A 24,430-nucleotide genomic window follows, 5' to 3' on the forward strand; every position below is an offset into this window, starting at 1 on the left:
TCCGGGTCCCCCGCCGCCCGACCCGGAGTACGACTTGCCTCAGAACGGCCTCGGCCTCACCCCCCGCCTCCGCTACCTCGCCGCTCGCGCCCGTCGCATCGACGTCGGATCGGTCGTGGAGCGCGCGAAGGAGGCCTCCGAGCAGCATGGCAAGTGGACCCCAGCCGTCATCGCCGACATGCTCTGGCAGGCAGGCTTCCGGAACGTGGGCTTCCAGGACTACATCGACTTCGACTTCGCCATCCTGAGCCGCGACGAGCGCGCGACCTACATGACCCATCCCGTCTCGAATCAGCTGTCGCAGCGCTACGACGACCCTGCGTTCCGCCATCTGTTCCACGACAAGGTCGCCTTCGACCGCGTCTTCACCGACTACCTGAAGCGCGAGTGGATGGTCGTCGCGGAAGGCAACGCGGACGAGGTGCGCGCCTTCACCGAGAGCCAGGGCACGATCGTGACGAAGGAGCCGGTGGGCCAGGCGGGAACGGGCGTGCACCGCTACCACGCGGCGGACGTCGAGGACTGGGACGGCTTCCATCGCGGTCTCCTCGAACGAGGCGAGATCCTCATCGAGGAGGTCATCGTGCAACACGCCGACCTCGCCGCGGTGTGCCCGGGCACGGTCAACACGACCCGCGTGACGGCGTTCTTCGACGGCGACCAGACGCACATCCTCGCGATGGCACAGAAGTTCGGCCGCGGCGCCGTCAGCGACCAGATGACGTTCGGCGGCTTCTACACGATGCTCGACGAGAACGGGCACGCCATGGGCGCCGGCTACGACTCGCACGCCCACGTGCACGAGTACCACCCGGACTCCGGCTTCCGGATCGCCGATTTCCAGCTGCCGATGGTCGAGGACGTCAAGGCGTTCGTCGACCAGGTCGCGCGGGTCGTCCCGCAGATGCAGTACGTCGGATGGGACATCGTCGTCACTCCCGACGGACCCGTGCTCGTAGAGGGCAACTGGGGTGCCGGCGTGTACGAGAACAAGCCGAGCGTGACCGGCATCCGCACCGGCAACAAGCCCCGCTACCGCGAGGCGATCGGGTTCTGAGACGACAACACCCCCGGCGGGAAGCCGGGGGCGTTCTCTGTGGGCTTCAGGCGGGACGGACGATGCCGAGCGGAGTCGACTGGTGCCCCTGGCCCAGCGGGTTGTCCTTCAGGATCGCGACGAGGCGCTTCTCCCCCGCCTTGTCGAGCGTCGACCCGAGGATGTTGCCGCCGAGGTCGTTGATGTCGACCACCGCCACGTCCGCGACGCCGCCGAGCAGCGCCTGCAGGCGCTGTGCGACCTCGCGAGGGCGCTCCGGGCCGAGAACCACAGCCTTGTTGTAAGGCGGGATCGTGCCGCTGGTCGGCCCGTCGATCGCGCGGGCCTTGTCGCCCGCGATGCGGTAGAAATCGCCCTTGCGCCCGAACGCCTTGGTCACGGCCGCCACGGCGGACGCGAAGAGGATGCGGAGAGTGCCGCACTCGCGCAGGGCCATCTCCATCGTCTCGGGCATGCCGAGCCCGATGCCGTGAGGCGTGCGAGTCACATACTTCGAGAGGAAGTAGGCGAGCCTGCGCGGCTTGATCTCCTCCACGAGGTACGACCTGCCCTGCGTGATCGCCACGATCTTCTCCGTCACGAAGAGGATGTCGCCGCCCTGCAGCTTGCCGTCGGCGTACTCGCGCACGAACGCGTCGAGATCATCGCCGGGCATGACGACGCGCGTCCGGATCGGGACCCGTGCATACTCGGTCCCGTCCAGAGTCGCGGTGAGCGCCTTGCCCTCGTTGGCCTCGTCGCTCACTCGAGGTAATCCCGCAGCGACTGCGAACGGGACGGGTGGCGGAGCTTCGCCATCGTCTTCGACTCGATCTGGCGGATCCGCTCGCGCGTCACGCCGAACGTGTCGCCGATCTGGTCGAGCGTCTTGGGCTGCCCGTCTCCGAGGCCGAACCGCATCCGGATCACCCCCGCCTCGCGCTCGCTCAGGGAGTCGAGCAGCGACTCGAGCTGACGCTGGAGCATCGTGAAGCCCACCGCATCCGCCGGGACGACGGCCTCGGTGTCCTCGATCAGGTCGCCGAACTCGCTGTCGCCGTCCTCTCCGAGCGGGGTGTGCAGCGAGATCGGCTCACGGCCGTACTTCTGCACCTCGATGACCTTCTCGGGGGTCATGTCCAGCTCGCGGCTGAGCTCCTCCGGCGTGGGCTCGCGGCCCAGGTCCTGCAGCATCTGGCGCTGGACACGGGCGAGCTTGTTGATGACCTCGACCATGTGCACCGGGATGCGGATGGTGCGCGCCTGGTCGGCCATCGCCCGGGTGATCGCCTGGCGGATCCACCACGTGGCATAGGTCGAGAACTTGAAGCCCTTTGTGTAGTCGAACTTCTCGACCGCGCGGATGAGGCCGAGGTTCCCCTCCTGAATGAGATCCAGGAACTGCATCCCGCGGCCCGTGTAGCGCTTGGCGAGCGACACGACGAGTCGGAGGTTGGCACCGAGCAGATGGCTCTTGGCGCGCTGGCCGTCGCGGGCCACCCACTGCAGATCGAGTCCGAGCTGCGACGACTTCTCCGCCGCCGACATGTGCGACAGTTTCTCCTCGGCGAACAGACCCGCCTCGATGCGCATCGCGAGCTCGACCTCTTCGGCCGCATTCAGGAGTGCGACCTTGCCGATCTGCTTCAGGTAGTCCTTGACGGGGTCGGCCGTGGCACCCGTGATCTGGGCGGAGTAGACCGGCACATCCTCGTCGTCGCTCGACGAGATGACGATGGCGCCGGTCGGCAACGGCTCCGAGAAGGCGGGCTTGGCAGGTCCATCCTCGTCGTCCTCGTCGTCGGACTCCTCCTTGGCCGCCGCCGGGGCCTCCTCGACGTCGCCCTCCGCATCCGCGGAGTCATCGGTCGCGATGTCCACGGCGAGGTCGTCGGCATCCAGCTCTTCGTCGTCGAGCTGTTCCTCGTCCTCGTCGGACTTCGCCTTGCGCTTCGGCGCGGCCTTGGCCGGCGCCTTCGCGGTCTTCGCCGCCGGCTTGCGCGCCGTCGTGCGCTTGGCCGGGGCCTTCGCCTCTGTCTCGGGGGTCTCCTCGGTCTCGGCGTCCTGCGCGCGGGTCTTGGTCTTCGCTGCGGTCACGTCTCGCCTTTCACCGGTACGAGCCGACCTCGCGGCGCCGGTTCGTTTCGGACACTAGTAAGACCCTTGTCAAGTCGGAGCGGCCGAGAATGCCTCGAACGCCCGCAGACAACGGGTCAGGTGCTCTATTGTCGCATACCCCGCCGGCCTCACGGACGAGGCGCGACCTTGCACCCTTGATACAACGGCACCACGCCCGTCGTATTCCACTGGGCGGACGGATGCCTCAGCCCCGTTTGTCGTCGTCGCTCGGTCGGTTCGCCAGGAAGCGCTCCAATTCGGCGGCCAGTTCGTCCGCGCTCGGCAGGTCGCCCGTGTGGATGATGGGCGTGGCCTGGGTCGATCCGGCCATGTACGAGTCGTATCGCTCCTCGAGGCCCTGGAGCATGCCCGTCAGCTCGTCGTTGCCGGACACCTGCTCTGTGACCTTGTCGAGGTACTCGCGGTTCTGGTCGCGCAGATCGTCGCCGGCGAACACCCGTCCCGTCGCCACCGCGATGCTGTCCAGCGCAGCGAGCACCGCCGCCGGGTACTCGGAGTCCGCCAGGTAGTGCGGCACCAGGAGGGCGAAGCCGGCGACCGGGAGACCCGCATCCGCCATCCGGAGTTCGAGCAGATGCGCGACGGTTCCTGGCACCTGGGTGCGCGGCCGCCACACGGAGTGCGCCGCCGTCAGCTCGTCGCGCGTGCCGCTGACAGTCGTCGGCACGGGCCGCGTGTGGGGCACGGGCATCGGGATGGCGTGCACCCATGTGACCGACGACACCGCGAGATTGGCGGCCAGCGACACGATCGCGTCGGCGAACGCATTCCACGCGAAGTCGGGCTCGTACCCGGCGAGCAGGAGGAACGGCTGTCCGAGCGTGTCGGAGGTGAGCGTGAGCTCGAGCCGCTGCGGGGTCCAGTCCGTGAGATGGTCCTCATCGAACGTGACGAGCGGCCGGCGGGCGCGGTAATCGAGGAGGATGTCGTTCTCGAACGTCGCGAGCTCGCGCGACGTCAGCTCGTCGCGCATGTAGTCGATGAGACCGGAGACGGCCCCGCCCGCATCCGTGAACCCCGTCAGCGCGATGACGAGCGGCAGTCCGGAGGCCACCGGCGGCGCAGACGTCGACCACTCGTAGAGCGGCAGGGAGAACGGCATGCATCCACTCTACGAGCCGCTCGCACCGCAAGCGCCCTGTGCCGCTGACAGCGAACAGACCCCTGGCACGTCCCTAGGATGGAGCCCATGCCGTTTCCCGAGCTCGCGCGCTCGAGCGCGCCGATCCGCGACTCCGAAGCCGACGCGATACTCATCGCCCTTCCTCCTCTGACCGAACCGGACCGCGAGGATGCGGACCCTCTGGAGGTCCCCGACTGGCCCGGGCTGGCAGGCGTCCTGCGCGCCGTGGGCTTCACCGGCGCGAACGGCGCCCTCGTGCGCGTGCCGCTCCCGGACGTCACGACGAAGCCGCTCGCCGTCGTCGGCACAGGTGCGTCCCCTGACCGGGATGCGATCCGGGATGCGGTGGGCGCCGGCATCCGTCAGCTCACCGGTTTCGAGAGCGTCGCGGTCACGCTCCCCCTCTGGGACGGTGCGCACGGCGCAGCCGCCGCGGAGGGAGCCGCGCTCGGAGGCTACGCGTTCGCGGACTACAAGACGTCAGAGCCTTCTCGCCGCGCGTCCCGAGTGGTGCTGCACGGAACCGATCTCGATGACCCGGGGCTCACGACCGCCACCGCCGCAGCATCCGCAGTGGCGCTCGTGAAGGACCTCGGCAGCACGCCGGCCGAGTGGCTCTCGCCCGCGCAGCTGGCCGACCGCGCCGTCGCCGAGATCGCCGACCTGCCGGTCGAGGTCACCGTCCTCGATGAGATCGCTCTGGCAGAGCAGGGCTACGGGGGGATCCTCGGCGTCGGCCAGGGATCGGATCGACCGCCGCGCCTCGTGCGCCTCGACTACGCGCCCGCGAACGCGCAACGCCACGTCGCGATCGTCGGCAAAGGGATCACGTTCGACACCGGCGGCCTGTCGCTCAAATCGCCGGCATCCATGGTGGGCATGAAGTACGACATGTGCGGCGCCGCGACGGTGCTGGCGGTCGTCCGCGCGGCCGCCGAACTGCGGCTGCCCGTCCACGTGACCGGATGGATGTGCGTCGCCGACAACATGCCGTCGGGTCGCGCCATCCGCCCGGGCGACGTGCTGCGGGCACTCGACGGGACGAGCATCGAAGTTCTCAACACCGACGCCGAAGGCCGGCTCGTTCTGGCCGACGGACTCGTCGCCGCCGGCCGGGAGCACCCGGACCTGCTCATCGACGTCGCGACCCTCACGGGTGCGATCCTCGTCGCCCTCGGCACGCGCCATACGGGTGTCATGGGCGAGGACGACGCCGTCGCCGAGTACCTCGCGGCAGCGCGCAGCGCCGGCGAGCTCGCCTGGCCCCTGCCGCTGCCCGACCACATGGAGGACGAGCTGGACTCCCAGATCGCCGACCTCCGCAACGCGAAGATCGGCGAGCCGGCGGGCGGATCGCTCTTCGCAGGGCTGTTCCTGCGACGCTTCGTCGGGCGCACCTCGGACGCCGAGGATGCGCCGCGCATCCCGTGGGTGCATCTGGACATCGCCGGCAGCGGCGACAACGACAAGGGCTCGGCATACGGGTTCACCGGCAAGGGACCGACGGGGGCGAGCGTGCGATCGCTCATCGCCCTCCTCAAGGGAGAGGACGCGGCATGACCGAGCAGACCTTCGACATCGTCATCCTGGGCGGCGGGAGCGGCGGATACGCCGCCGCGCTGCGCGCCGCCGAGCTCGGCAAGTCCGTCGCCCTGATCGAGAAGGACAAGGTCGGCGGCACCTGCCTTCATCGCGGCTGCATCCCGACGAAGGCGCTGCTGCACGCGGCGGAGGTCGCCGACCACACCAGGAGCGCCTCGCACGTGGGCGTTCGTGCCACGTTCGACGGCGTCGACCCCGAGGCGCTCCGCGCCTACCGCGAAGGCATCGTCGCCAAGAAGTTCAAAGGCCTCGAGGGGCTGGTCAGATCTCGTGGCATCACCACCGTCCACGGCACGGGCGTCCTCCAGTCCGACCGCTCGGTCCGCGTCGGCGACGACGTCTTCCGCGGCACCGACGTGATCCTCGCCACCGGCTCGTACAGCCGCAGCCTCCCCGGTCTCGAGATCGGCGGGCGCATCCTCGCGAGCGAGCAGGCGCTCGAACTCGCGGAGATCCCGGCGCGTGTCGTCATCCTCGGCGGCGGCGTCATCGGCGTGGAGTTCGCGAGCGTCTGGCGCTCGTTCGGCGCCGAGGTCACGATCGTCGAGGCGCTGGACCACCTGGTGCCCAACGAGGACCTCGCGCTCAGCAAGGGCCTCGAGCGCGCGTTCCGCAAGCGCGGCATCGCGTCATCCCTCGGTGTGCGGTTCGCGTCGGCCACGCAGACGGAGGATGCCGTCACCGTCACGCTCGAGGACGGAAAGACGTTCGAGGCCGACTACCTCCTCGTCGCGGTGGGTCGCGGCCCCGCAACCGACGGCACGGGCTTCGCCGAGTCCGGCGTGACGATGGAGCGCGGCTTCGTCATCACCGACGAACGTCTGCGGACGAACCTCCCGGGCGTGTGGGCGGTCGGCGACATCGTCCCGGGTCTGCAGCTCGCGCACCGGGGCTTCCAGCAGGGCATCTTCGTCGCCGAGGAGATCGCGGGCCTGCACCCGATCATCGTGCCGGAGACGCTCATCCCGAAGATCACGTACTCGAGCCCCGAAGTCGCATCGGTGGGGCTCACCGAGGCGAAGGCCGCGGCCGAGCACGGCGCGGAGCGGATCGTCGCCTTCGAGTACAACCTGGCGGGCAACGGGAAGAGCGAGATCATCGGCACCGCCGGCCTCGTCAAGGTCGTCCGGCTGAAGGACGGCCCCATCATCGGCGTCCACCTTCTCGGCGATCGGGTCGGCGAACTCCTCACCGAGGGCCAGCTGGCCGTCGGCTGGGAGGCGCATCCCGAGGACATCGCGCCCTTCATCCACGCGCACCCGACGCAGAGCGAAGCACTCGGCGAAGCGTTCCTCGCGCTCGCGGGCAAGCCCCTCCACGCGTCCTGATGCCGGCGGTGCGGGGTCGCCTCACTCCGCCGGGAGCGAGGCGACCCTGTCATTGCGACGCCCGGAGACCGCTGCCGTGGTGGCCCAGGACGGCGTGAGCGCTCAGACCTCGGTGCGCACGAGCCCCAGCGGGTTCCCATCGCGAAGCGCGGCAGGCAGCGCCGGGTCCGGCACGTTCTGGTATGACACGGGACGCTGGAAGCGCCGGATGGCGGTGACGCCGACCGACGTGTGCAGGGCATTCGAGGAGGACGGATACGGGCCGCCGTGGGTCATCGCCGGCGATACCGCGACACCGGTGGGCCAGCCGTTCCAGACGACGCGACCGGCGATGAGGGTGGCCTGATCGAGCGCGTCGGCGATGCCCGCGTCGTCGATGCCGACGGCATGGATCGTCACCGTCAGGCTGCCCTCGAACGGGTCGAGCAGCGTGGCGAGCGCCGCGCTGTCCGGGTATTCGACGAGGATGGCGCTGGGCCCGAAACGCTCCTCGAGGAGTGTTTCCCGGTGTGCCAACAGGTTCTCGAGCGAGCTGCGGAAGAGGCTCGGCGTCACGCCCCTCTCCGTCACCGCACCGAGGACGAGGGTGTCGACGCCGGGGACTCCGTGGAAATGCGATTCCGCCTCCGCGTAGGCATCGGTGATGCGGTCGTTGAGCAGCGCCTGCGCCGGGCCATCCGCCAGCGCGTTCCGGGCGAGCGCGGGAATCATCGAGCCCTCGGGCACGAAGACGACACCCGGCTTCGTGCAGAATTGCCCGCCCCCGAGTGTGAAGGACCCCGCCAGACCGACCGCGATCGCGTCGGCACCGGCCGCGGACGCCTCGCGGGACACGATCACGGGGTTGACGCTGCCGAGCTCTCCGTAGAACGGAATGGGTCGCGGACGTGCCGCGGCCACGTCGAAGAGCGCCCGTCCGGCCCAGGTCGAACCGGTGAAAGCCCCCGCAGCGACCCGCGGATCCTTCAGCAGGAGGACGCCCGCCTGCTGCCCGAACACCACGCCCAGCGTGCCGATCGGCGCGCCCGCCGAGCGGAGCGCCTCCTGCACGACGGCGACGGTGGCCGCCGACAGCTCGGGGTGACCCGAGTGCGCCTTGACGATCACGGGACAGCCCGCAGCCAGAGCCGAGGCGGTGTCGCCGCCCGCGACGCTGAACGCGAACGGGAAGTTGCTCGCCGAATACATCGCCACCGGACCGAGAGGAATGAGGTGCCGGCGCAGGTCCGGGGTCGGCCCGAGGGGCGTCTCGGATTTCGCGCGGTCGATTATCGCCTCGGAGAAGTCTCCCGCGCGCAGGAGCTCCGCGAACGACCGCAGCTGGTACGTCGTCCGGCCGAGTTCACCCGTCAGCCGTGCGAGCGGAAGGTGCGACTCCTCGTGGGCGAGGGGGACGAGAGTCGCCGCATTCGCCTCGAGGGCGGCAGCGATCGCGTCCAGGAGCACCGCGCGCTCGGTGGCATGCATGCGCCGGAGTCGATCGAACGCCCGGACGGCGGCATCCACCTGTGCGGTGACGTCCTGGGCTGTGGATGTCGTGGTCACGTCGTCTTTCCTCAGGTCGATGAGATGTCGAGGGGCTCAGGCGGCGAGGTCGCGGGAGACCTGCACGATTCCGGCGCCGAATCCGCGCTGCACATGATTGCGCAGCTCGCCGAGCGACTCGATTCCGACGCGCACGACGTCGCCGTGCTCGAGCGTGAACGGAAGATCGGGGACGAGGCAGGTCCCGGTGGCGAGCACGGCGCCGTCGGGGAACACGTTCTCTCGGAACAGGAAATCGGCGAGATCGGGAAGCGAGCGGTGCAGCAGGCTCGTCGAGGTCCGCCCCGTCCACTCGGCCTGGCCGTTGCGTTCGATCACGAGCTGGATGACAAGATCCGTGGGGTCGGCCACGTCGCTTGCGGGCACGAACCATGACGCGACCGCACACGCTCCCGCATATGCCTTCGCCTGCGGCAGGTACAGCGGATTCTCGCCCTCGATGCTCCGTGAGCTCACGTCGTCGCAGATCGTGTAGCCGACGATCTCGCCCCCCGAGTTCAGCACGAGAGCGAGCTCCGGCTCCGGCACGTCGATCTCCGAGTCGGCGCGCACCAGGATCGTCCCCTCACTGCCGACCACCCGCCACGCAGCGCCTTTGAAGAACAGCTCGGGACGATCCGCGTCGTAGATGCGGTCGTAGACGGATGCCGCCGTCTCGCTCTCCTCCATACGCGCATCGCGGGAGCGCTCGTAGGTGACCCCGGCCGCCCACACCTCGCCCCGGCCGTCGAGCAACGGCATCCGCTGGGCGAACGTCGTGGGGACGGATGCCTCGGCGACGCGGGCGGCCAGCTCGGTGCCGCTCCACGAGAGCACCTCCGCCATCGTTGCGGCGAGTGCGGCATCTCCGTCCGGTCGACGGAGGACGACTCCCGTATCGGTGCGGAAGATCGAGGTGGCCGGCGCGGCGATGGGGTCGAGGTTCTCGGGCATGCGTGTCTCCTGGTCGAGGGTCGGGTGCGGTGGGCGCGTCAGGCCCAGCGGAACGGGGTCGCTGGGCGCCCCGTGGTGTCGGTGGTCACCGCGAACAGAGCCCCGCCGAGAGCTTCGCGGTCGCGGAGGCCCATCGCGGCTGACGTCACGAAGAGGACACCGCGGGGCCCGAAAGCGCAGCTGGTGATCTGCGAAGCCGGGAAGGACACGACGGCGATCACGTCTCCGTCGGGGCTCACGCGCCGCACTTCGCCGCAGCCGAACATCGCGACCCACAGGCATCCTTCGTCGTCCACGCACAGTCCGTCGGGCAATTGCCCGGGCTGGAGATCGAACTGGATGAACGGACGCCGACCGGTCGCAGCGCCGGTTGCGACGTCGTAGTCGAATCGGTCTACTCGGTTCGTGAGGCTGTCGGTGAAGTACATGACGGCGCCATCGGGGCTCCAGCCAAGGCCGTTGCCGAGTCCGACCTCTGCTGCGACGGTCGTGACTTCGACCCCGTCGTAGCGGTAGAGCCCCGCCTGGCCGGGAGCGAGGTCGTACCGCATGGTGTCGGCGTACAGGCGCCCGCGGGGGTCGACCTTCGCATCGTTGAACCGGTTTCCGGGAAGGTCGGCCTCGATGTCGACGATGTGCGTCACCACCTCGTCGCGGAGGCGGGCGAGCCCGTTGGGGAGGGCGAGGATGAGCGACCCGTCGGTGGTCGGGAGCGCGGCGCCGACATCCGCGCCGACATCCACAGCGGTGTCCGCACCGGTGACCGGGTCGAAGGCGTGCACCGCGTGCGACAGGATGTCGACCCAGATCAGCCGCCCGGTCGCGGCATCCCAGCAGGGACCTTCGCCGACCTCCGCGGCGGCCGCGAGGGCGACATCGGCGGTATAGGTCTTCACGAGTGCTCCCTTGGGCTGATCAGCTGCTTGTAGATCGACGGGTCAGGGTGCGCGAGCACCGTCGCGGCGTCGTCGAGAGGCACGACATGCGTCGGCAGGACCGAGACGTCGACCACTCCCGAAGCGATGAGCTGCACCGCGGGCGCCACGTCGAGGTCCCACAGGTGCGCTGCTGTGCCGACGAGTCGCTTCTCTCCGAGGACGAAGGGGGCGATGTCGATCCCCGCGGTCCCGCCCGAGATCCCGACCTGCACCTGGGTGCCGCCGCGGCGCACGAGGTCCATCGATGCGGTGACCACCCGGCCCAACCCTGTGCACTCGAAGACCACATCCGCTCCGCGCCCGTCCGAGATGCGGTGCAGCAGCGGACCGAATCGGTCCGGCGTGTCTGTCTGGAAGCCTGCTCCCTGCGCCACCGCGATGCGGGCCTCGGATGCCTCGGAGCAGATCACCACCGCGCCCGCTGTCCGCGCCACCTGTGCGATGAGAAGCCCGATGGTTCCCGCGCCGATCACGGCGACGACCGAACCCTCTCCGAGGTCGCCTGCCGCGCGCACCGCGCGCACGGCGACCGCGACCGGCTCGGCGAAGGCCGCACGAGCGGCATCCACGGACGGCGGTACGACGACGAGCGTCGCCTCCGTGGCGATCATGAACTCGGCGAGGCCTCCATCGAGGTTGAATCCTCGCACCGCCTGACGCTCGCAGATGCTCTCCTCGTGGCGCGCGCACCACCAGCACTCGCCACAGCCCAAGACGACGTCGGGGATCACACGGGTGCCCACGGGGACGCGTGCGGGATCCACTCCCGGCCCGTGTGCGACCACGATGCCGACCACCTCGTGCCCGAGCGCAAGCGGTGCCTTCGTCCCCGTCATCGGGTGCGGTTCGACGTTGACCACGAGCGGTCCCTGGCGGAACTCCTCGACGTCCGTGCCGCAGATCCCGCAGTACTCGACGTCGACGAGCACCTCGCCCGGTCCCGGTACGGGCTTCGGCACCGATTCGATGCGGACGTCACCGCGGCCGTGGAACCGCGCAGCGCGCATGGTGTCGTTCACAGTGTGGTGGTGCGGCGGGTGACGTCCGCGCGCGTGACGAATTCGGGTCGCAGCTTCACCCCGTGACCCGGAGCCCGCGTCGGGCGGATCACCCCATCCACGGGCTCAGGATAGCCCGTGGTGAATTCGGGGTACCAGGTCGCGAGGAACGCACGCGCAGTCTCCTGGATGAGGCCGTTCGGCGCAGAGCAGACCAGATGCGTGTCGATCGCGAGCGACACCGGTCCTGTGCAGTCGTGGGGGGCGATCGGGGTCAGGTACGTGTCTGCGAGCGAAGCAAGCTTCCGCGCCTCCGTGATCCCTCCCGTCCAGCCGATATCGAGGGTGAGCACGTCCAGAGCACCCTGGGAGATGAGAGGCAGGAGACCACGGCGCCCCGTTCCCGTCTCGCCGAGAGCGACAGGGACATCCACGTCGCCACGCAGGCGGATCATCGCGTCGACGGCATCGACGCGAAGTGGGTCTTCGACCCAGAACGGGCGGTACGGCTCCAGTTCGCGCATGATCTGCCGAGCGGCGCGGGGATACCAGAGACCGTGCAGCTCGATCATGAGGTGCAGGTCCATGCCGACCTCGCTGCGGACCGCTTCCACGATGTCCAGTGCTGCACGCATCTCAGCCGCCGTGATCTCGAGACCGCCGCTGCGCTCGGCCGCGAGATCGAACGGCCAGATCTTCATGCCTTTGACGCCGCTGGCCTTGAGATCCCGGGCGAGTTCGGCTGGACGGTTGAAGAAGGCGTCGAGGTCCTGGAGTGCGTCGGCCGCGCCGCGCGCGGGAAGGCCCCAGTTGGAGATGCTCTGTCCGACGCCGTTCGACACGTAGCCCGGGCCGGCGCACGTGTTGTACACATCGATCTGGTCGCGCGCTGCGCCGCCGAACAGGTCGACCAAGGGCAGCCCGGCGCGCTGTCCCAGGATGTCCCACAGGGCGACGTCGATGGCGCCGTTGCCCCGTGTCTCCGCGCCGGATCCCTGGTAGCCGACGTAGGGCAGCAGAAGGGCAGCGACACGTTCCGGAGTCGGGTCGTCGATGCGGCGAAGCTTCGCGGCAGCGACGTCGTGGATGTACGACTCGACGCCGGAAGCCCCCATGAACGCCTCGCCGAGGCCGATCAGACCGGAGTCGGTGTGCAGCTGAACGAAGCACACGCTCTCCTGGGCGGCCGGCCGGAAGGTGTCGATGGCAATGATTTTCACTGAGTATCCCGTGGAAGAGGCGGACGCGGACGTGGTTCCGGGTGAGCGGCTGGGGCCCGCCCACCCGGAACCGGGAGCAAGTGCCGACTACGCGAACGCGGCTTCGCGCTTCTGCACGTCCTTGATGTTCGACGCGTCGACGATCTCGGCGCCGGTGTCGTAGGTGAACGCCGGGTAGCCGGGGTTGATCTCCATCGCCAGCAGCGCTCCGGCGATCCAGCCCTGCGCATAGGGGTTCTGACCGAGCGAGAAGTCAATGTCGCCGCTCTGAATGAGATCGAGCACCGGCTTGATGAGGTCGAATCCGCCGACCGCGAACTTGCCCACGAGGTTCTTCTGCTGGGCCCACTGGGCCACGTACTGGTGATCGAACGCCGACATCGCCCAGCCGACGATCTTGTCCCCGTCCGCGGTGTACTTCGCGGAGATCTTGCCGATGGCCTCGTTCGCGTCGAACGAGCTGACGAAGCTCTCGGCGGTGAAACTGGTGCCATTGGCCTTGTTGTACGCCTCGACACCCTGCTTGGTGCCTTGGATGCGCTGCTCGAGCGCCGAGTTGCCGGGAGCACCGTTGCCGCACACGATGGTGCCGTCCTTGCGCCCCAGCTTGGTGTGCGCGTACTTCGCGATCTCCTGACCGCAGATGCTGCCGGCAGCGACGAACTCCTGGCCGACGAAGCCGACACCGAGGTCCTGATAGCCGTCGCTCGCCACGTTCGACAGGACGACCTTGATGCCGCTGCTCTTGGCCTTGTCGATGTTGTCGTTGAAGGCACTCGGATCGATGCGCGTCATGATGATGCCGTCCGGCTTCGCCGATATCGCGTTCTGCTGGGCCGCGACGACGTCCGGGATCGCGTTCGACTTCGGCTCGACCCACTGGGCCTGCCAGCCGGCCGCTGCAGCGAACGACTCGAACCCTGCCTTCACGGGCGCGAAGAACGGATTCGTGTCGTGCACGACCATGATCACCTTCTTGCCCTTCTGCGGCCCTGCGCCGTTCCCCGCCAGGGCTGCCGCGCTCGCGGCCGGCGCCTTCTCACTCGTGCATCCGGTGAGCGTGAGCGCGCCGAGGATCGAGGCGGCGCCTGCGGTGGTCAGGAGCCCGCGGCGCGAGAATCCGCGCTTCGGCTCCTCGGGGGCGATGTTCTCTGACATGTATTCCTCCATTGGTGATACGGGTTTGTGAGGGACTGTTGAGCCGGCGAGGGCGTCCAGGATCGAGCTACTGACTCGCCCGCTTCGACACGGCCGTGTTGATGAGGACTGCGCCGAGGATGAGGAAGCCGGTGGCGATGAACTGCCAGCTGCTGTCCACGCCGAAGAGGACGAGGGCGTTGGCGATCATGCCGGTCAGGACGGCGCCGACGAACGATCCCCACACAGTGCCGATCCCGCCGTACAGGCTTGCGCCGCCGATCACCACCGCCGCGATGACGCTGAGCTCGAGACCCTGACCTGCGAGCGGCGTGGCGCTGCCGAGCAGTGCGACGGTCATCACGGCGGCGAGACCGCACAGGCCGCCCGTGATGGCGAACGCCTTGATCTTGATCAAGCCCGTGTTGATGCCCGCGCCCTGGGCGGCTTCGCGGTTGCCGCCGGTGCTGAACACGTCGCTGCCGAACTTGGTGCGCGAGAGCACGATCCCGCCGATGACGACGACGACGATCATCCAGACGGTCTGGGCCGACAGGTTGGGGAACGGGAATCCGGCGAAGACGGCCTTGAACTCAGGGATCTTCGACCCGAGCACGGGGAGACCGCCCGAGAGCAGGAGGCCGGCGCCCTTGTAGATGACGAGGCCCGCAAGCGTGACCACGAAGGACGGGATCTTGAACCGCACGGCGACCCAGCCGTTCAACGTGCCGAGGAGGATCCCCAACACGATCACGATCAGGAGGGCACCCCACACGGGAATACCCACTCCGGTCACCAGTCGTGCGAGGACGATTCCGAGCAGGCCGTACATCGACCCGACGGAGAGGTCGATCTCGCCGGCGACCATGATGTAGGTCATGCCCACCGCGACGACGCCGAGGATCGCGACCTGCTGCATGATCGTCAGAAGATTGTCTGCGGAGAGGAAGCCGTCCGCGAACACGGAGAAGATCGTGAAGAAGGCGGCGCAGACCAGGACCACGCCGAACTCCCGCGCCCGGACGATCCTCGCGACGATGGAGCCCGCTCCGTCGTCGACGACGAACGGAACAGCCCTCATGGACTCGGTGTTGGGGTCGACCAGCGTCGTCACTTCGCGTCCTCCTGGTTCAGGTCGGGCAGATGGTGGGTGGGGTCGAGGACCGCGGCCGCCGTATCGCCCAGGATCAGGCCGACGATCTCCGCAGCGCTGGTCTCGCTCACTCGTCGCTCTCCCTGCACACGCCCATTGCGCATGACGACGACGCGGTCGGCCACTGCCAGCACGTGATCCACGTTGTGCGAGACGACGACGACGGCTTTGCCGTGCCGACGAAGGTCGCGGATCACCTCGAGCACATTGGCCTGCTGCTCGGGACCGAGCGCAGCGGTCGGCTCGTCCAGGAGCACCAGATCGCCGCCCTGATGGACTGCGCGCGCGATCGCGATGCACTGGCGCTGACCACCCGACATCCTGCCGACGGACAGCCGCACTGAGGCGATTCGGATGCTGAGCTTGTCGATCGCCTGCCGGGCTTCGACGCGCATGCGCTTCTTGTCGAGGAAGGGGCCCTTGCGCAGCTCGCGCCCGAGGAAGACGTTCTCGGCGACCGTACGCTGGTCGATGAGCGCGAGATCCTGATAGACCGTGGCGATACCCGCGTCGCTCGCGTCCCGCGGGCTTCTGAAGGAGACCTGCTCGCCGCGAAGAAAGACCTCGCCCTCGTCGGGCCTGTTCACGCCGGCGATCGTCTTCATCAGGGTCGACTTGCCTGCACCGTTGTCGCCCATCAGGCCGACGACCTCGCCCGCGTCGACCGAGAACGAGACGCCCTTCAGCGCTTCCACCGCACCGAACCGCTTGCGCACGTTGCGAAGTTCGAATATTGGCACTGTCACGATCCTTACTGGTCTTACCACTCTTACCGGTAGTCTCCCGAGGACACCACAGGTTGTCAAGCTGGATTCCGCCTACCTCGCCGGCCGCACGTCGATCCGCGGCCTGCGCACACATCGCCCGGCCGGGCTCCCTGCAGTTCCCGGCCACTGCATCGACAGACCGACGGCTGCCCGTCTGCGACCCGAGGCGCTCAGCGCAAAGACCTTGTGCGGCGCCGGTGCGGCGCGGCGCAGTGCGGCGCGGCGCGCACAGCTGACTGCCAGAACGCGTGGAAACGCCGGTGGCGACGCCATCCTCCTGACCGCGGTCAGCCGGGCAGGAGTGTGGATCCGAACTGCCTCAGGCGGTCGAGCCGCATACCGGGTAGTTCCAGACCGAGACTGCGGTCGCTGCTACGGCGAAACCGAACCGGGTCGGTACGGCGAGGCCAGCGAGCGACCGACGCGGCGCAGGAGATCGGCGACCTCGGGGAGATCTTCCGCTCTTCCGTTCAGCACGCTCGCCACCGGACGATCGAGGTCCGAGCCGTACTGATCCAACGCGAGATCGAGGTGTTCCTCCATCGCGCGGCGCGCGGCGGCGACGTCGCGATCCTTCACCGCATTCAGCACGTGCCGGTGGATCGGCACCCCGTGCTGCCGGACGGCCCTGTCGGTCATGCTGCGATAGACCATTCCCACGACAAGACTGCGGATGTTGCCGAACATCATCTGGATCACCGGATTGCCCGACGCGACGGCGACGGCCTCGTGGAACGCGACGTCGAGTCCCGAGCAGACCTCGATGTTGTCAGCGACCTCGACACTGTCGAGTGCGTCGAGGATCTCGTACATGCGCACCAGGTCGGCATCGGTACGATGCTCGGCGGCCAGAGCGGCGGCTTCACTTTCGAGCATGCGCCGCGCGGTGATCAGGTGCCGGAAGGTGACGTCGCCCAGGTGGGCGAGCTGTTCGACGGAAGTCCCGCCCTTGGTCGGGTTCATCTCGGTCACGAAGCTGCCGCGGCCGGGGTGGATCACGATCAGTCCGCGCTCCTCCAGCCGGCGCAGGCTCTCACGCACGACGGGACGACTCACGTGGTACTCGTCGGCGAGCTGGCGCTCCGAGGGCAGACGCTGCCCCACAGCCCAGGTCTTCGTGAGGATCGTGGACTCGAGACGGTCGAGCAGCGCCTGCGTCGTCAACGGGATCGCCGTGCCCTCGTGATCTGCCATGATCACAGAATAGCCGTGCCACCGACCGACTGGTCAGACCAAATTGCGGACACACCGGTCATACCGGTATGTCATTGGTCTGGTAGCATCGACCGCGACGAAGGAGTTGCACATGTCGGTTCGGACCCGGGTGGCTGTGGTCACAGGTGCCGCGGGAGACATCGGTCGAGCGATATCGACGCGGCTCGCGCGTGACGGATTCACCGTCTACGTCTGCGACGCGATCGACGAAGCACTGATCTCCGCGGCGGCGGCGGAGATCGCGGACAACGCTGAGGTGGCTCCTGATCGAGTGGTGCCGGTACAGGCCGATGTGGTCGACCGCGGCGCCATGGAAGCGCTCTTCGCATCGCTCCCCCACCTCGACCTCGCCGTCGCGAACGCCGGAGTCGGGATCTCTGCTCCGGTGCTCGAGATCACTGCCGAGAACTGGCGGAAGCAGATCGACGTCAATCTCACCGGCGCCTTCAACACGGCGCAGCCGGCGGCGCGCCGGATGGTCGCCGACGGCACGCGCGGATTGCTCCTGTTCACCTCGTCGTGGATCGGACAGATCCCCTGGCCCGAAATGGGCGCCTACTCCGTGTCGAAGGCCGGACTGGAGATGCTCATGAAGTCGTTCGCGCGGGAGCTCGCGCCGCTGGGCGTCCGCGCGAACGCGGTGTCGCCGGGCATCGTCAGAGCCGGCCTCGCGAAGCACCAACTCGACACCGAACCGCAGTACGCCGCGCGCGTCGCCCGGGTCGTACCGATGGGTGAGTTGGGCACGCCGGATCAGATCGGGGATGCCGTCGGCTTCCTCGCATCAGAGCGCGCGACGTACATGACGGGAACGGTGCTCACTGTCGACGGCGGCTGCTCGCTGTACCAATTCGACTGAGGCCCGGCCCTTCGTCGACCACACTTCCGACCACATACCGAAGGAGCGCAACATGCTGGGCAACCTGAACGGCTGGCACCTGCTGATCGTCCTCGCCGTCATCGTGCTGCTGTTCGGCGCGGCGAAGCTTCCGGCTCTCGCGAAGAGCGTCGGCCAGTCGGCGCGGGTGTTCAAAGGCGAGATGAGGGCGATGAAGCACGATGGGGTCGAGAGCGCCTCGACGGACCTGGCCACGGCGGCTACGCGCGTCGAGGAATTCGAACCGGGCCGCTGATCATCTCGGCCGACGTCGCCGAGATGGCCTTCGGAGAGCCTGCGGAACCCCCTCGGCCCCCTCGGTCGGAGAACGCCCCCCGCCCTCGGGCCACATCGTGGATCGAGGCTAAGGTAGAAGACATCGGCATCCTGAAGGAGACAAGCCCATGAGCACTTCCGTGGTCCTTCCCGCGCTCGGTGAGAGCGTCACCGAGGGGACTGTCACCCGCTGGCTGAAGCAGGTGGGTGACACCGTCGACGCCGACGAGGGATTGCTGGAGATCTCCACAGACAAGGTCGACACCGAGATCCCGTCGCCCGTGGGCGGTGTGATCGAGGAGATTCTGGTCCAGGAGGACGAGACAGTCGAAGTCGGCGCCATCCTCGCCCGCATCGGCGACGGGAGCGGGACCACCAGTGCTCCCGCAGAGCCTCAGGCGGCAGCCGAGCCCGCACCGGCGGCGGCAGCTGTCGAGCCGGCTGCGGCACCGGCCCCGCAGACCGCGGCGGCCCCGCAGGCAACGGGCACGGGGAGTGCGGACGCACGGGAGGTCGTCCTTCCTGAGCTCGGGGAGAGCGTCACCGAGGGCACGGTCACCCGCTGGCTCAAGCAGGTCGGCGACGACGTCGCAGTGGATGAGCCGCTCCTCGAGATCTCGACGGACAAGGTCGACACGGAGATTCCGTCGCCTGTCGCCGGCACCTTGACCGAGATCCTCGTCGGCGAGGACGAGACGGTCGCCGTGGGCTCTCCGCTGGCGCGCATCGGAGCCGCCGGCGCCGCACCCGCAGCCCCGGCACCCGCAGCCCCGGCACCCGTCGCGCCGACGCCGTCTGTGCAGAGTGAGCCCGCCCCGGCCCCGCAAGCCGAGGCTCCCGCACAGACTGCTCCGCGACCGCAGGCGGCGCCGACGCCGCAGCCCGCGCCCGCTGCTGCAGCGGCCGCCCCGGCTGCGCCCGCCATCCCTTCGGCCGGATCGCTATCGGCTTCCGACGACGAAGGGCCGACCTACGTCACTCCCCTCGTCCGCCGCCTCGCACAGCAGCAGGGCATCGACCTCGCCTCTGTGAAGGGCACAGGTGTCGGTGGACGCATCCGCAAGGAGGATGTGCTCGCCGCTGCCGCCGCTCCCGCGGCCGTGCCCTCGGCCGAAGCAGCACCAGCGGCTCCCACGCCCATCGAGGTGTCACCGCTGCGCGGAACGACCCAGCCGATGTCGCGGCTGCGAAAGGTGCTGGCCGAACGTGCAGTGGCCTCCATGCAGAGCACAGCTCAGCTGACGACGGTCGTCGAGGTCGATGTCACCAAGCTGTCGAACCTGCGCGACAAGGTGAAGGGCGACTTCCTGGCCAAGACCGGCGACAAGCTGTCGTTCTTGCCGTTCTTCGCGCTGGCCGCGTCCGAGGCGCTCCAGGCGTACCCGGTCATCAACGCCACGGTGGACGGCGATCAGATCGTCTACCCTGCCGTCGAGAACCTCTCCATTGCGGTGGACACCGAGCGCGGCCTGCTCACCCCGGTCCTGCGCGACCCCGCGTCCAAGACGCTCGCGGCCATCGCCCACGAGATCGCCGACCTCGCAGCGCGCACCCGTCAGAACAAGCTGAAGCCCGACGAGCTTGCCGGCGGCACGTTCACGCTTACCAACACGGGTTCGCGCGGCGCGCTCTTCGACACGCCGGTCGTCTTCTTGCCTCAGTCCGCCATCCTCGGCACGGGCACGGTCGTGAAGCGCCCGGGTGTGGTCACTGTCGACGGCAAGGATGCGATCTCGGTCCGCTCTTACGTGTTCCTAGCGCTCTCCTACGACCACCGCATCGTCGATGGTGCGGATGCCGCCCGTTACCTCGCTGCCGTCAAGGCCCGCCTTGAAGCCGCAGCGTTCGAGGGCAATCTCGGCATCTGAGCGAATGACTCACGGCTGGTCCGCACCGTAGACGTCGCGGATCAGCCAACGCTCACCGTCCCGGACGACGACCACCAGCTGCGCGCCCGCTGCTTCGGCAGCGGGCGCGTCTGCGTCTTCGCGCGCGACAGCGCCTCGCCCACCCTGACCGCTCGCGGCGGGTGCGACCATGGCGACCGCCGCTCCCCCGAATGAATCCAGCAGAGTGATGCGGCGCTCACCGCTTCCGAGGTCGGCAGCACCGCGCGCGAAGCTTCGGCGCGGGTCCTCCTGGACGGCGGAGAGGCATGTCTCGTCTGCAGCGCACGCCGAACGCTTCGTGAGCAGTCTGTCCACCTCCCGTACGATCTCGGACGGTTCCTCCCGCACCGCGCCGAGCGACGGCGACGGCGTCGACGACGTCTCGATGCGAAGACGCGAGATGGCCGGACTCGGCGAACCGGATGGTGCGGGCGCGCCAGCCTGTGCGGGACTCGGGGCGCCGCCCGGCCATGCCATCCCGATGCCGACGACAGCCGCTGCCGCAGCACCGGCCAGCAGGAGCGGACCGCGCTTGTTCCGCCGCGGTCGTCGGACTGCGGGGGCATCGCCTGCACGGTGGAAGCGCCGCCAGACCGACGTCAGCACCTGTGAGACGGCATCCGCCAGATCCGCATCCACCAGCGGGGCGATCCGCGCCAGCAGACCGGCGCGCTCGGCCTGCGGGTCCTGCACGTCGAGTTCGTCCATGACGCGCAGGCTCTCGGGCTCCCGGGCCGGCTCGGCACCGGCTGTCGCCAGCGGCTCCGGCACCGCGCAGGCGAACAGCTCAGCCTCGAGCTCGTCGCCTTCGCGTGCCAACGCGCGCGGATGCTCCGACCGCGCAGCCGCGCGTGCCAGCACCAGACCGAGACCACCCTCGGCGCCGCCGCCCAGAGCACTCATCAGACGCGCCGTGGCGGCCGACGCGCTATCGACGGCATCCGCGTCGGGACCCGCCGCGAGGGCGATCACGGGGCGCCCGTCGGCGGTGAGCCACCAGCTGCCGCGGGGCTCCGGCGTCCGCTCGTGGGCGTCGCGGAGACCGCGAAGCAGGCTGATCGCGATCGTGACACGCTCCCCCGACGTCGGCGGAACACGCCGATCCCTGCGTCTCGCGAGGAACGCATCCAGACGCTCGGAGCAGGCAGGCAGCACGAGATCGTGCCCCTCCCTGCGCCGCACGATGTCCATCGGAGCCAAGACGTGGCCGGCGGGGTCGGCGTCCCAGCCCGCGAACCCGTCGAGGTCCGCCGCATCCACGAGGAGCAGCCCCTCGCCGTCGGCATCCCGAACGAGCATCCCCGGCCAGGGCGACTCCCCCGCGGTCACCTGACGCATCGGGTGGTAGCCCGCATCCATCGCCTTCGCTTCCTCACTCACCCGCCCAGTCTCGGCGGAGCGATGCGGTCGTCCCGGGGCGGCCGATGCCAGGGGGAATGCGACGCCGTGGTCGCGACTGTGCAGGAAACGCCGCAGCCGCCGGAAAGGTAGGCTGGATGCTATGGCATCGCGCACGACCACGGCCGAGAAGCGTCCCGGATTCTTCTCTCAGATCCGCTCCCTCTACACCTTCACGCAGAAGGAGTTCCGGTGGCTGCCGTGGCTGCTCGCCGGGATTCTCGTGGTCGGGGTCTGGGTGGGCGTGCTCATCGGATTCCTGATCCCGCCGGTCGCGATCTGGAGCATCGCCCTGTGGGGCGTCACCGGTCTCCTGCTCGGCATCCTCGCCGCGACGATGACGCTCACGCGACTGTCGACCAGCGCCATGTACATCAAGATCGACGGGATGCCGGGTGCCGCCGGCCAGGTCCTGTCCACGTCGCTCGGCCGCAACTGGCAGGGCAGCGAGATGCCGGTCGGGGTGAACCCCAAGACGCAGGAGGCGGTCTACCGCGCCGTCGGTCGCGGTGGTGTCGCCATCGTCGGCGAGGGCGCGCGGGGCCGTCTGACCCGCCTCATCAACGATGAGCGCTCGAAGGTCCAGCGTGTCGCCTCCGGCGTGCCCGTGACGGTCCTCTACGTGGGACACGGCGAAGGCGAGGTGCCGATCGATCAGCTCGCGAAGACGATCAAGAAGCTGCCCAAGAAGATCGACCGCGGCACGGAGGCCGCTGTCATCAAGCGCCTCGACTCCGTGTCGCAGTCGCTGGCATCGCTGCCCATCCCGAAGGGTATCGACCCCACGAAGGCCCGCGCGCCGCGCCCGCGGTGAGTCGCGCAGGCACGCAGCCGATCAGGACCTGACGAGGACCGTGCCGGCGATCTTGTCGTGCAGGCCCCGGTGGTCAGCGTCCCAGATGACCGCCGGGATGACGATGCACAGCAGGGCCGTACGCACGAGCGGCCGCCAGAGGCCCGGCCATCCGCCGTGGGCGAGTTGCAGGCGCATCCGCATGATGCGGTGACCCGGGCTGCCGCCGATCGTCGGGATAAAGACGATCTGCACGATGGCGAAGATGGTCAGCGTGGCGAAGCCGTCGTAGTGGAAGAACGCCAGCGACACGACGACCGCGCATGCCCAGTCGATCGCGATCGCGGCAATGCGACGTCCGAGACGCCCGACGCTTCCCGGCCCCGACTCCGGAAGGCCGAGGCGCTCGCCGGGATAGGAGCTGGTGATGTCGGAGTCGGCCATCCTTCGAGCCTAATGCGCCCGTGTAACATGCCCGAAACATGGGCGATACTGACGAGCAACGCCCCACGGCTAGTTTCAGTCAGGGCCTGCCCCTCGCAGGCGAGTTCCGCACCCCGATCCTGGAGACTCCATGTTCAAAGATTCATCCGAGGTGCTGAAGTTCATCAAGGATAACGATGTCAAGTTCCTCGACATCCGGTTCACCGACCTCCCTGGTGTGCAGCAGCACTTCAACATCCCGGCGGCCACTGTCGACGAGGAGTTCTTCACCGTCGGTCAGCTGTTCGACGGCTCCTCGATTCGCGGATTCGCCAGCATCCACGAGTCGGACATGCAGCTCATCCCGGATGTGACCACCGCGTACGTCGACCCGTTCCGCGAGGAGACCACGCTCATCATGGTCTTCGACATCTACAACCCGCGCACAGGCGAGATCTACGGCAAGGACCCGCGCCAGGTCGCCAAGAAGGCAGAGAAGTACCTCGCCTCCACGGGCATCGCCGACACGGCGTTCTTCGCGCCCGAGGCGGAGTTCTACATCTTCGACGACGTGCGCTACGAGGTGCGTCAGGGCAAGAGCTTCTACGAGGTCGACTCGGACGAGGCCGCCTGGAACTCGGGACGCAAGGAGGAGGGCGGAAACCTGGCGAACAAGACGCCTTTCAAGGGCGGCTACTTCCCGGTCTCGCCGGTCGACAAGCACGCCGACCTGCGCGACGACATCGTCCTCAAGCTCATCGATGCCGGCCTTGAGGTCGAGCGCTCGCACCACGAGGTCGGCACGGCCGGCCAGGGCGAGATCAACTACAAGTTCGACACGATGGTCCACGCCGCGGACGACATCCTGAAGTTCAAGTACATCGTGAAGAACACGGCCGAGCAGTGGGGCAAGACGGCTACGTTCATGCCGAAGCCGCTCTTCGGCGACAACGGCTCGGGGATGCACACGCACCAGTCGCTGTGGAGCGAGGGCAAGCCCCTGTTCTACGACGAGAAGGGCTACGGCGGGCTGTCGGACATCGCGCGCTGGTACATCGGCGGCATCCTCGCCCACGCTCCGGCGCTGCTGGCGTTCACCAACCCGACGCTGAACAGCTACCACCGTCTGGTGAAGGGCTTCGAGGCGCCGGTCAACCTCGTCTACTCGGCGGGCAACCGGTCGGCCGCGATCCGCATCCCGATCACGGGCACCAACCCCAAGGCGAAGCGCATCGAGTTCCGTGCTCCGGATGCCTCGGGCAACCCCTACCTGGCGTTCGCCGCCCAGCTCATGGCGGGCCTCGACGGCATCAAGAACCGTATCGAGCCGCACGAGCCGGTCGACAAGGACCTCTACGAGCTGCCCCCGGAGGAGGCGAAGAGCATCCCGCAGGTGCCGAACTCGCTGCAGGACTCACTCGACGCGCTCGACGCGGACCGCGAGTTCCTCATCGCCGGAGGCGTCTTCACGGATGATCTGATCGACACGTGGATCGCCTACAAGATCGAGAACGAGATCCAGCCGCTCGCGCAGCGTCCGCACCCGTTCGAGTTCGAGCTGTACTACGGCGTCTGACCCGTTCCAGCGGGTGGAGAGCCCTCCGAGCATCGCTCGGGGGGCTCTTCCCTTGAGGGCAGCC

General features: G+C 68.6%; 22 protein-coding genes. 8 read left to right on the forward strand and 14 right to left on the reverse strand.

All coding sequences use genetic code 11. The annotated features are described in order from the left end of the window. The first annotated feature begins 34 nt into the window (after nucleotides 1–34). A complete protein-coding gene (locus AC0NZN_RS01540; protein WP_474590503.1) occupies nucleotides 35–1,057 on the forward strand; it encodes a sugar-transfer associated ATP-grasp domain-containing protein in 1,023 nt (340 codons plus the stop codon). A 46-nt stretch (nucleotides 1,058–1,103) separates the two neighbouring features. Here AC0NZN_RS01540 and AC0NZN_RS01545 read toward each other — a convergent pair whose 3' ends face one another. From AC0NZN_RS01545 to AC0NZN_RS01555, 3 genes are all read right to left on the reverse strand, one after another. Next, complete coding sequence (locus AC0NZN_RS01545) at nucleotides 1,104–1,802, reverse strand: coenzyme F420-0:L-glutamate ligase (RefSeq protein WP_474590504.1); 699 nt, start codon at nucleotides 1,800–1,802, stop codon at nucleotides 1,104–1,106. Continuing rightward, the gene (locus tag AC0NZN_RS01550) at nucleotides 1,799–3,133 is read right to left on the reverse strand and encodes an RNA polymerase sigma factor (protein ID WP_474590505.1); all 1,335 of its coding nucleotides are present in this window, start codon (nucleotides 3,131–3,133) and stop codon (nucleotides 1,799–1,801) included. The genes AC0NZN_RS01545 and AC0NZN_RS01550 overlap by 4 nt, the downstream gene beginning before the upstream one ends. Nucleotides 3,134–3,359: 226 nt before the next feature. Next, nucleotides 3,360–4,277, reverse strand: a complete 918-nt coding sequence (locus AC0NZN_RS01555; RefSeq protein WP_474590506.1) for a proteasome assembly chaperone family protein — start codon at nucleotides 4,275–4,277, stop codon at nucleotides 3,360–3,362. Nucleotides 4,278–4,364: 87 nt separating this feature from the next. Between AC0NZN_RS01555 and AC0NZN_RS01560 the strand changes: the two genes are divergently transcribed. Further along, nucleotides 4,365–5,858 (forward strand): leucyl aminopeptidase, encoded by a 1,494-nt coding sequence (locus tag AC0NZN_RS01560; RefSeq protein ID WP_474590507.1) that lies wholly within the window; start codon nucleotides 4,365–4,367, stop codon nucleotides 5,856–5,858. Continuing rightward, nucleotides 5,855–7,228, forward strand: a complete 1,374-nt coding sequence (lpdA, locus tag AC0NZN_RS01565; RefSeq protein WP_474590508.1) for a dihydrolipoyl dehydrogenase — start codon at nucleotides 5,855–5,857, stop codon at nucleotides 7,226–7,228. Before AC0NZN_RS01560 ends, lpdA begins: the two co-directional genes overlap by 4 nt. A gap of 102 nt (nucleotides 7,229–7,330) precedes the next feature. Here the strand turns inward: lpdA and AC0NZN_RS01570 are convergent, their stop codons facing one another. The 9 genes from AC0NZN_RS01570 to AC0NZN_RS01610 all read right to left on the reverse strand — a co-directional run bounded on the left by AC0NZN_RS01570 (nucleotide 7,331) and on the right by AC0NZN_RS01610 (nucleotide 17,113). Next, entirely contained in the window at nucleotides 7,331–8,773 is a 1,443-nt protein-coding gene (locus tag AC0NZN_RS01570) for an aldehyde dehydrogenase (NADP(+)) (RefSeq protein ID WP_474590509.1), read from the reverse strand. A gap of 36 nt (nucleotides 8,774–8,809) precedes the next feature. Continuing rightward, nucleotides 8,810–9,706, reverse strand: a complete 897-nt coding sequence (locus AC0NZN_RS01575) for a fumarylacetoacetate hydrolase family protein (protein ID WP_474590510.1) — start codon at nucleotides 9,704–9,706, stop codon at nucleotides 8,810–8,812. 38 nt (nucleotides 9,707–9,744) lie between these two features. After that, a complete protein-coding gene (locus AC0NZN_RS01580; RefSeq protein WP_474590511.1) occupies nucleotides 9,745–10,602 on the reverse strand; it encodes an SMP-30/gluconolactonase/LRE family protein in 858 nt (285 codons plus the stop codon). Further along, nucleotides 10,599–11,663, reverse strand: coding sequence for a zinc-dependent alcohol dehydrogenase (locus AC0NZN_RS01585; protein WP_474590512.1), 1,065 nt, complete (start codon nucleotides 11,661–11,663; stop codon nucleotides 10,599–10,601). The genes AC0NZN_RS01580 and AC0NZN_RS01585 overlap by 4 nt, the downstream gene beginning before the upstream one ends. Continuing rightward, a complete protein-coding gene (locus AC0NZN_RS01590; RefSeq protein WP_474590513.1) occupies nucleotides 11,660–12,862 on the reverse strand; it encodes a mandelate racemase/muconate lactonizing enzyme family protein in 1,203 nt (400 codons plus the stop codon). The genes AC0NZN_RS01585 and AC0NZN_RS01590 overlap by 4 nt, the downstream gene beginning before the upstream one ends. Nucleotides 12,863–12,949: 87 nt before the next feature. Continuing rightward, nucleotides 12,950–14,020 (reverse strand): substrate-binding domain-containing protein, encoded by a 1,071-nt coding sequence (locus AC0NZN_RS01595; protein ID WP_474590514.1) that lies wholly within the window; start codon nucleotides 14,018–14,020, stop codon nucleotides 12,950–12,952. Between the two features lie 67 nt (nucleotides 14,021–14,087). Further along, the gene (locus tag AC0NZN_RS01600) at nucleotides 14,088–15,113 is read right to left on the reverse strand and encodes an ABC transporter permease (RefSeq protein ID WP_474590515.1); all 1,026 of its coding nucleotides are present in this window, start codon (nucleotides 15,111–15,113) and stop codon (nucleotides 14,088–14,090) included. Next, the gene (locus tag AC0NZN_RS01605; protein ID WP_474590516.1) at nucleotides 15,110–15,892 is read right to left on the reverse strand and encodes an ATP-binding cassette domain-containing protein; all 783 of its coding nucleotides are present in this window, start codon (nucleotides 15,890–15,892) and stop codon (nucleotides 15,110–15,112) included. The genes AC0NZN_RS01600 and AC0NZN_RS01605 overlap by 4 nt, the downstream gene beginning before the upstream one ends. 399 nt (nucleotides 15,893–16,291) lie before the next feature. Next, complete coding sequence (locus tag AC0NZN_RS01610) at nucleotides 16,292–17,113, reverse strand: FadR/GntR family transcriptional regulator (RefSeq protein ID WP_474590517.1); 822 nt, start codon at nucleotides 17,111–17,113, stop codon at nucleotides 16,292–16,294. A gap of 112 nt (nucleotides 17,114–17,225) precedes the next feature. Here AC0NZN_RS01610 and AC0NZN_RS01615 point away from each other — a divergent pair, with 112 nt between their 5' ends. From AC0NZN_RS01615 to sucB, 3 genes are all read left to right on the forward strand, one after another. Next, a complete protein-coding gene (locus AC0NZN_RS01615) occupies nucleotides 17,226–17,993 on the forward strand; it encodes an SDR family NAD(P)-dependent oxidoreductase (RefSeq protein ID WP_474590518.1) in 768 nt (255 codons plus the stop codon). Nucleotides 17,994–18,045: 52 nt separating this feature from the next. Continuing rightward, nucleotides 18,046–18,267, forward strand: coding sequence for a Sec-independent protein translocase subunit TatA (gene tatA / locus AC0NZN_RS01620; RefSeq protein ID WP_474590519.1), 222 nt, complete (start codon nucleotides 18,046–18,048; stop codon nucleotides 18,265–18,267). A 148-nt stretch (nucleotides 18,268–18,415) separates the two neighbouring features. Next, complete coding sequence (sucB, locus tag AC0NZN_RS01625) at nucleotides 18,416–20,155, forward strand: 2-oxoglutarate dehydrogenase, E2 component, dihydrolipoamide succinyltransferase (RefSeq protein ID WP_474590520.1); 1,740 nt, start codon at nucleotides 18,416–18,418, stop codon at nucleotides 20,153–20,155. A gap of 9 nt (nucleotides 20,156–20,164) precedes the next feature. On the opposite strand, the gene AC0NZN_RS01630 is transcribed toward sucB, so the two are convergent. After that, nucleotides 20,165–21,556, reverse strand: a complete 1,392-nt coding sequence (locus tag AC0NZN_RS01630; RefSeq protein WP_474590521.1) for a hypothetical protein — start codon at nucleotides 21,554–21,556, stop codon at nucleotides 20,165–20,167. Nucleotides 21,557–21,677: 121 nt separating this feature from the next. Here AC0NZN_RS01630 and AC0NZN_RS01635 point away from each other — a divergent pair, with 121 nt between their 5' ends. Then, entirely contained in the window at nucleotides 21,678–22,388 is a 711-nt protein-coding gene (locus AC0NZN_RS01635; RefSeq protein WP_474590522.1) for a DUF4191 domain-containing protein, read from the forward strand. 21 nt (nucleotides 22,389–22,409) lie between these two features. Here AC0NZN_RS01635 and AC0NZN_RS01640 read toward each other — a convergent pair whose 3' ends face one another. Beyond that, on the reverse strand, nucleotides 22,410–22,811 hold the full coding sequence (locus AC0NZN_RS01640; protein ID WP_474590523.1) for an RDD family protein: 402 nt from the start codon (nucleotides 22,809–22,811) through the stop codon (nucleotides 22,410–22,412). A gap of 130 nt (nucleotides 22,812–22,941) precedes the next feature. Between AC0NZN_RS01640 and glnA the strand changes: the two genes are divergently transcribed. Beyond that, nucleotides 22,942–24,366, forward strand: coding sequence for a type I glutamate--ammonia ligase (gene glnA, locus AC0NZN_RS01645; protein WP_474590524.1), 1,425 nt, complete (start codon nucleotides 22,942–22,944; stop codon nucleotides 24,364–24,366). The last annotated feature ends 64 nt before the right edge of the window (nucleotides 24,367–24,430 follow it).

The sequence above is a fragment of the Microbacterium sp. sgz311019 genome (genome assembly GCF_056135325.1).

Excerpts from the sequence above, each read along its gene's own strand:
- AC0NZN_RS01555 (WP_474590506.1), bottom strand. The coding sequence starts at position 4,277 with ATGCCGTTCTCCCTGCCGCTCTACGAGTGGTCGACGTCTGCGCCGCCG.
- AC0NZN_RS01610 (WP_474590517.1), bottom strand. The coding sequence starts at position 17,113 with ATGGCAGATCACGAGGGCACGGCGATCCCGTTGACGACGCAGGCGCTG.
- AC0NZN_RS01560 (WP_474590507.1), top strand. The coding sequence starts at position 4,365 with ATGCCGTTTCCCGAGCTCGCGCGCTCGAGCGCGCCGATCCGCGACTCC.
- lpdA (WP_474590508.1), top strand. The coding sequence starts at position 5,855 with ATGACCGAGCAGACCTTCGACATCGTCATCCTGGGCGGCGGGAGCGGC.
- sucB (WP_474590520.1), top strand. The coding sequence starts at position 18,416 with ATGAGCACTTCCGTGGTCCTTCCCGCGCTCGGTGAGAGCGTCACCGAG.
- AC0NZN_RS01640 (WP_474590523.1), bottom strand. The coding sequence starts at position 22,811 with ATGGCCGACTCCGACATCACCAGCTCCTATCCCGGCGAGCGCCTCGGC.
- glnA (WP_474590524.1), top strand. The coding sequence starts at position 22,942 with ATGTTCAAAGATTCATCCGAGGTGCTGAAGTTCATCAAGGATAACGAT.
- tatA (WP_474590519.1), top strand. The coding sequence starts at position 18,046 with ATGCTGGGCAACCTGAACGGCTGGCACCTGCTGATCGTCCTCGCCGTC.
- AC0NZN_RS01595 (WP_474590514.1), bottom strand. The coding sequence starts at position 14,020 with ATGTCAGAGAACATCGCCCCCGAGGAGCCGAAGCGCGGATTCTCGCGC.
- AC0NZN_RS01635 (WP_474590522.1), top strand. The coding sequence starts at position 21,678 with ATGGCATCGCGCACGACCACGGCCGAGAAGCGTCCCGGATTCTTCTCT.
- AC0NZN_RS01575 (WP_474590510.1), bottom strand. The coding sequence starts at position 9,706 with ATGCCCGAGAACCTCGACCCCATCGCCGCGCCGGCCACCTCGATCTTC.
- AC0NZN_RS01615 (WP_474590518.1), top strand. The coding sequence starts at position 17,226 with ATGTCGGTTCGGACCCGGGTGGCTGTGGTCACAGGTGCCGCGGGAGAC.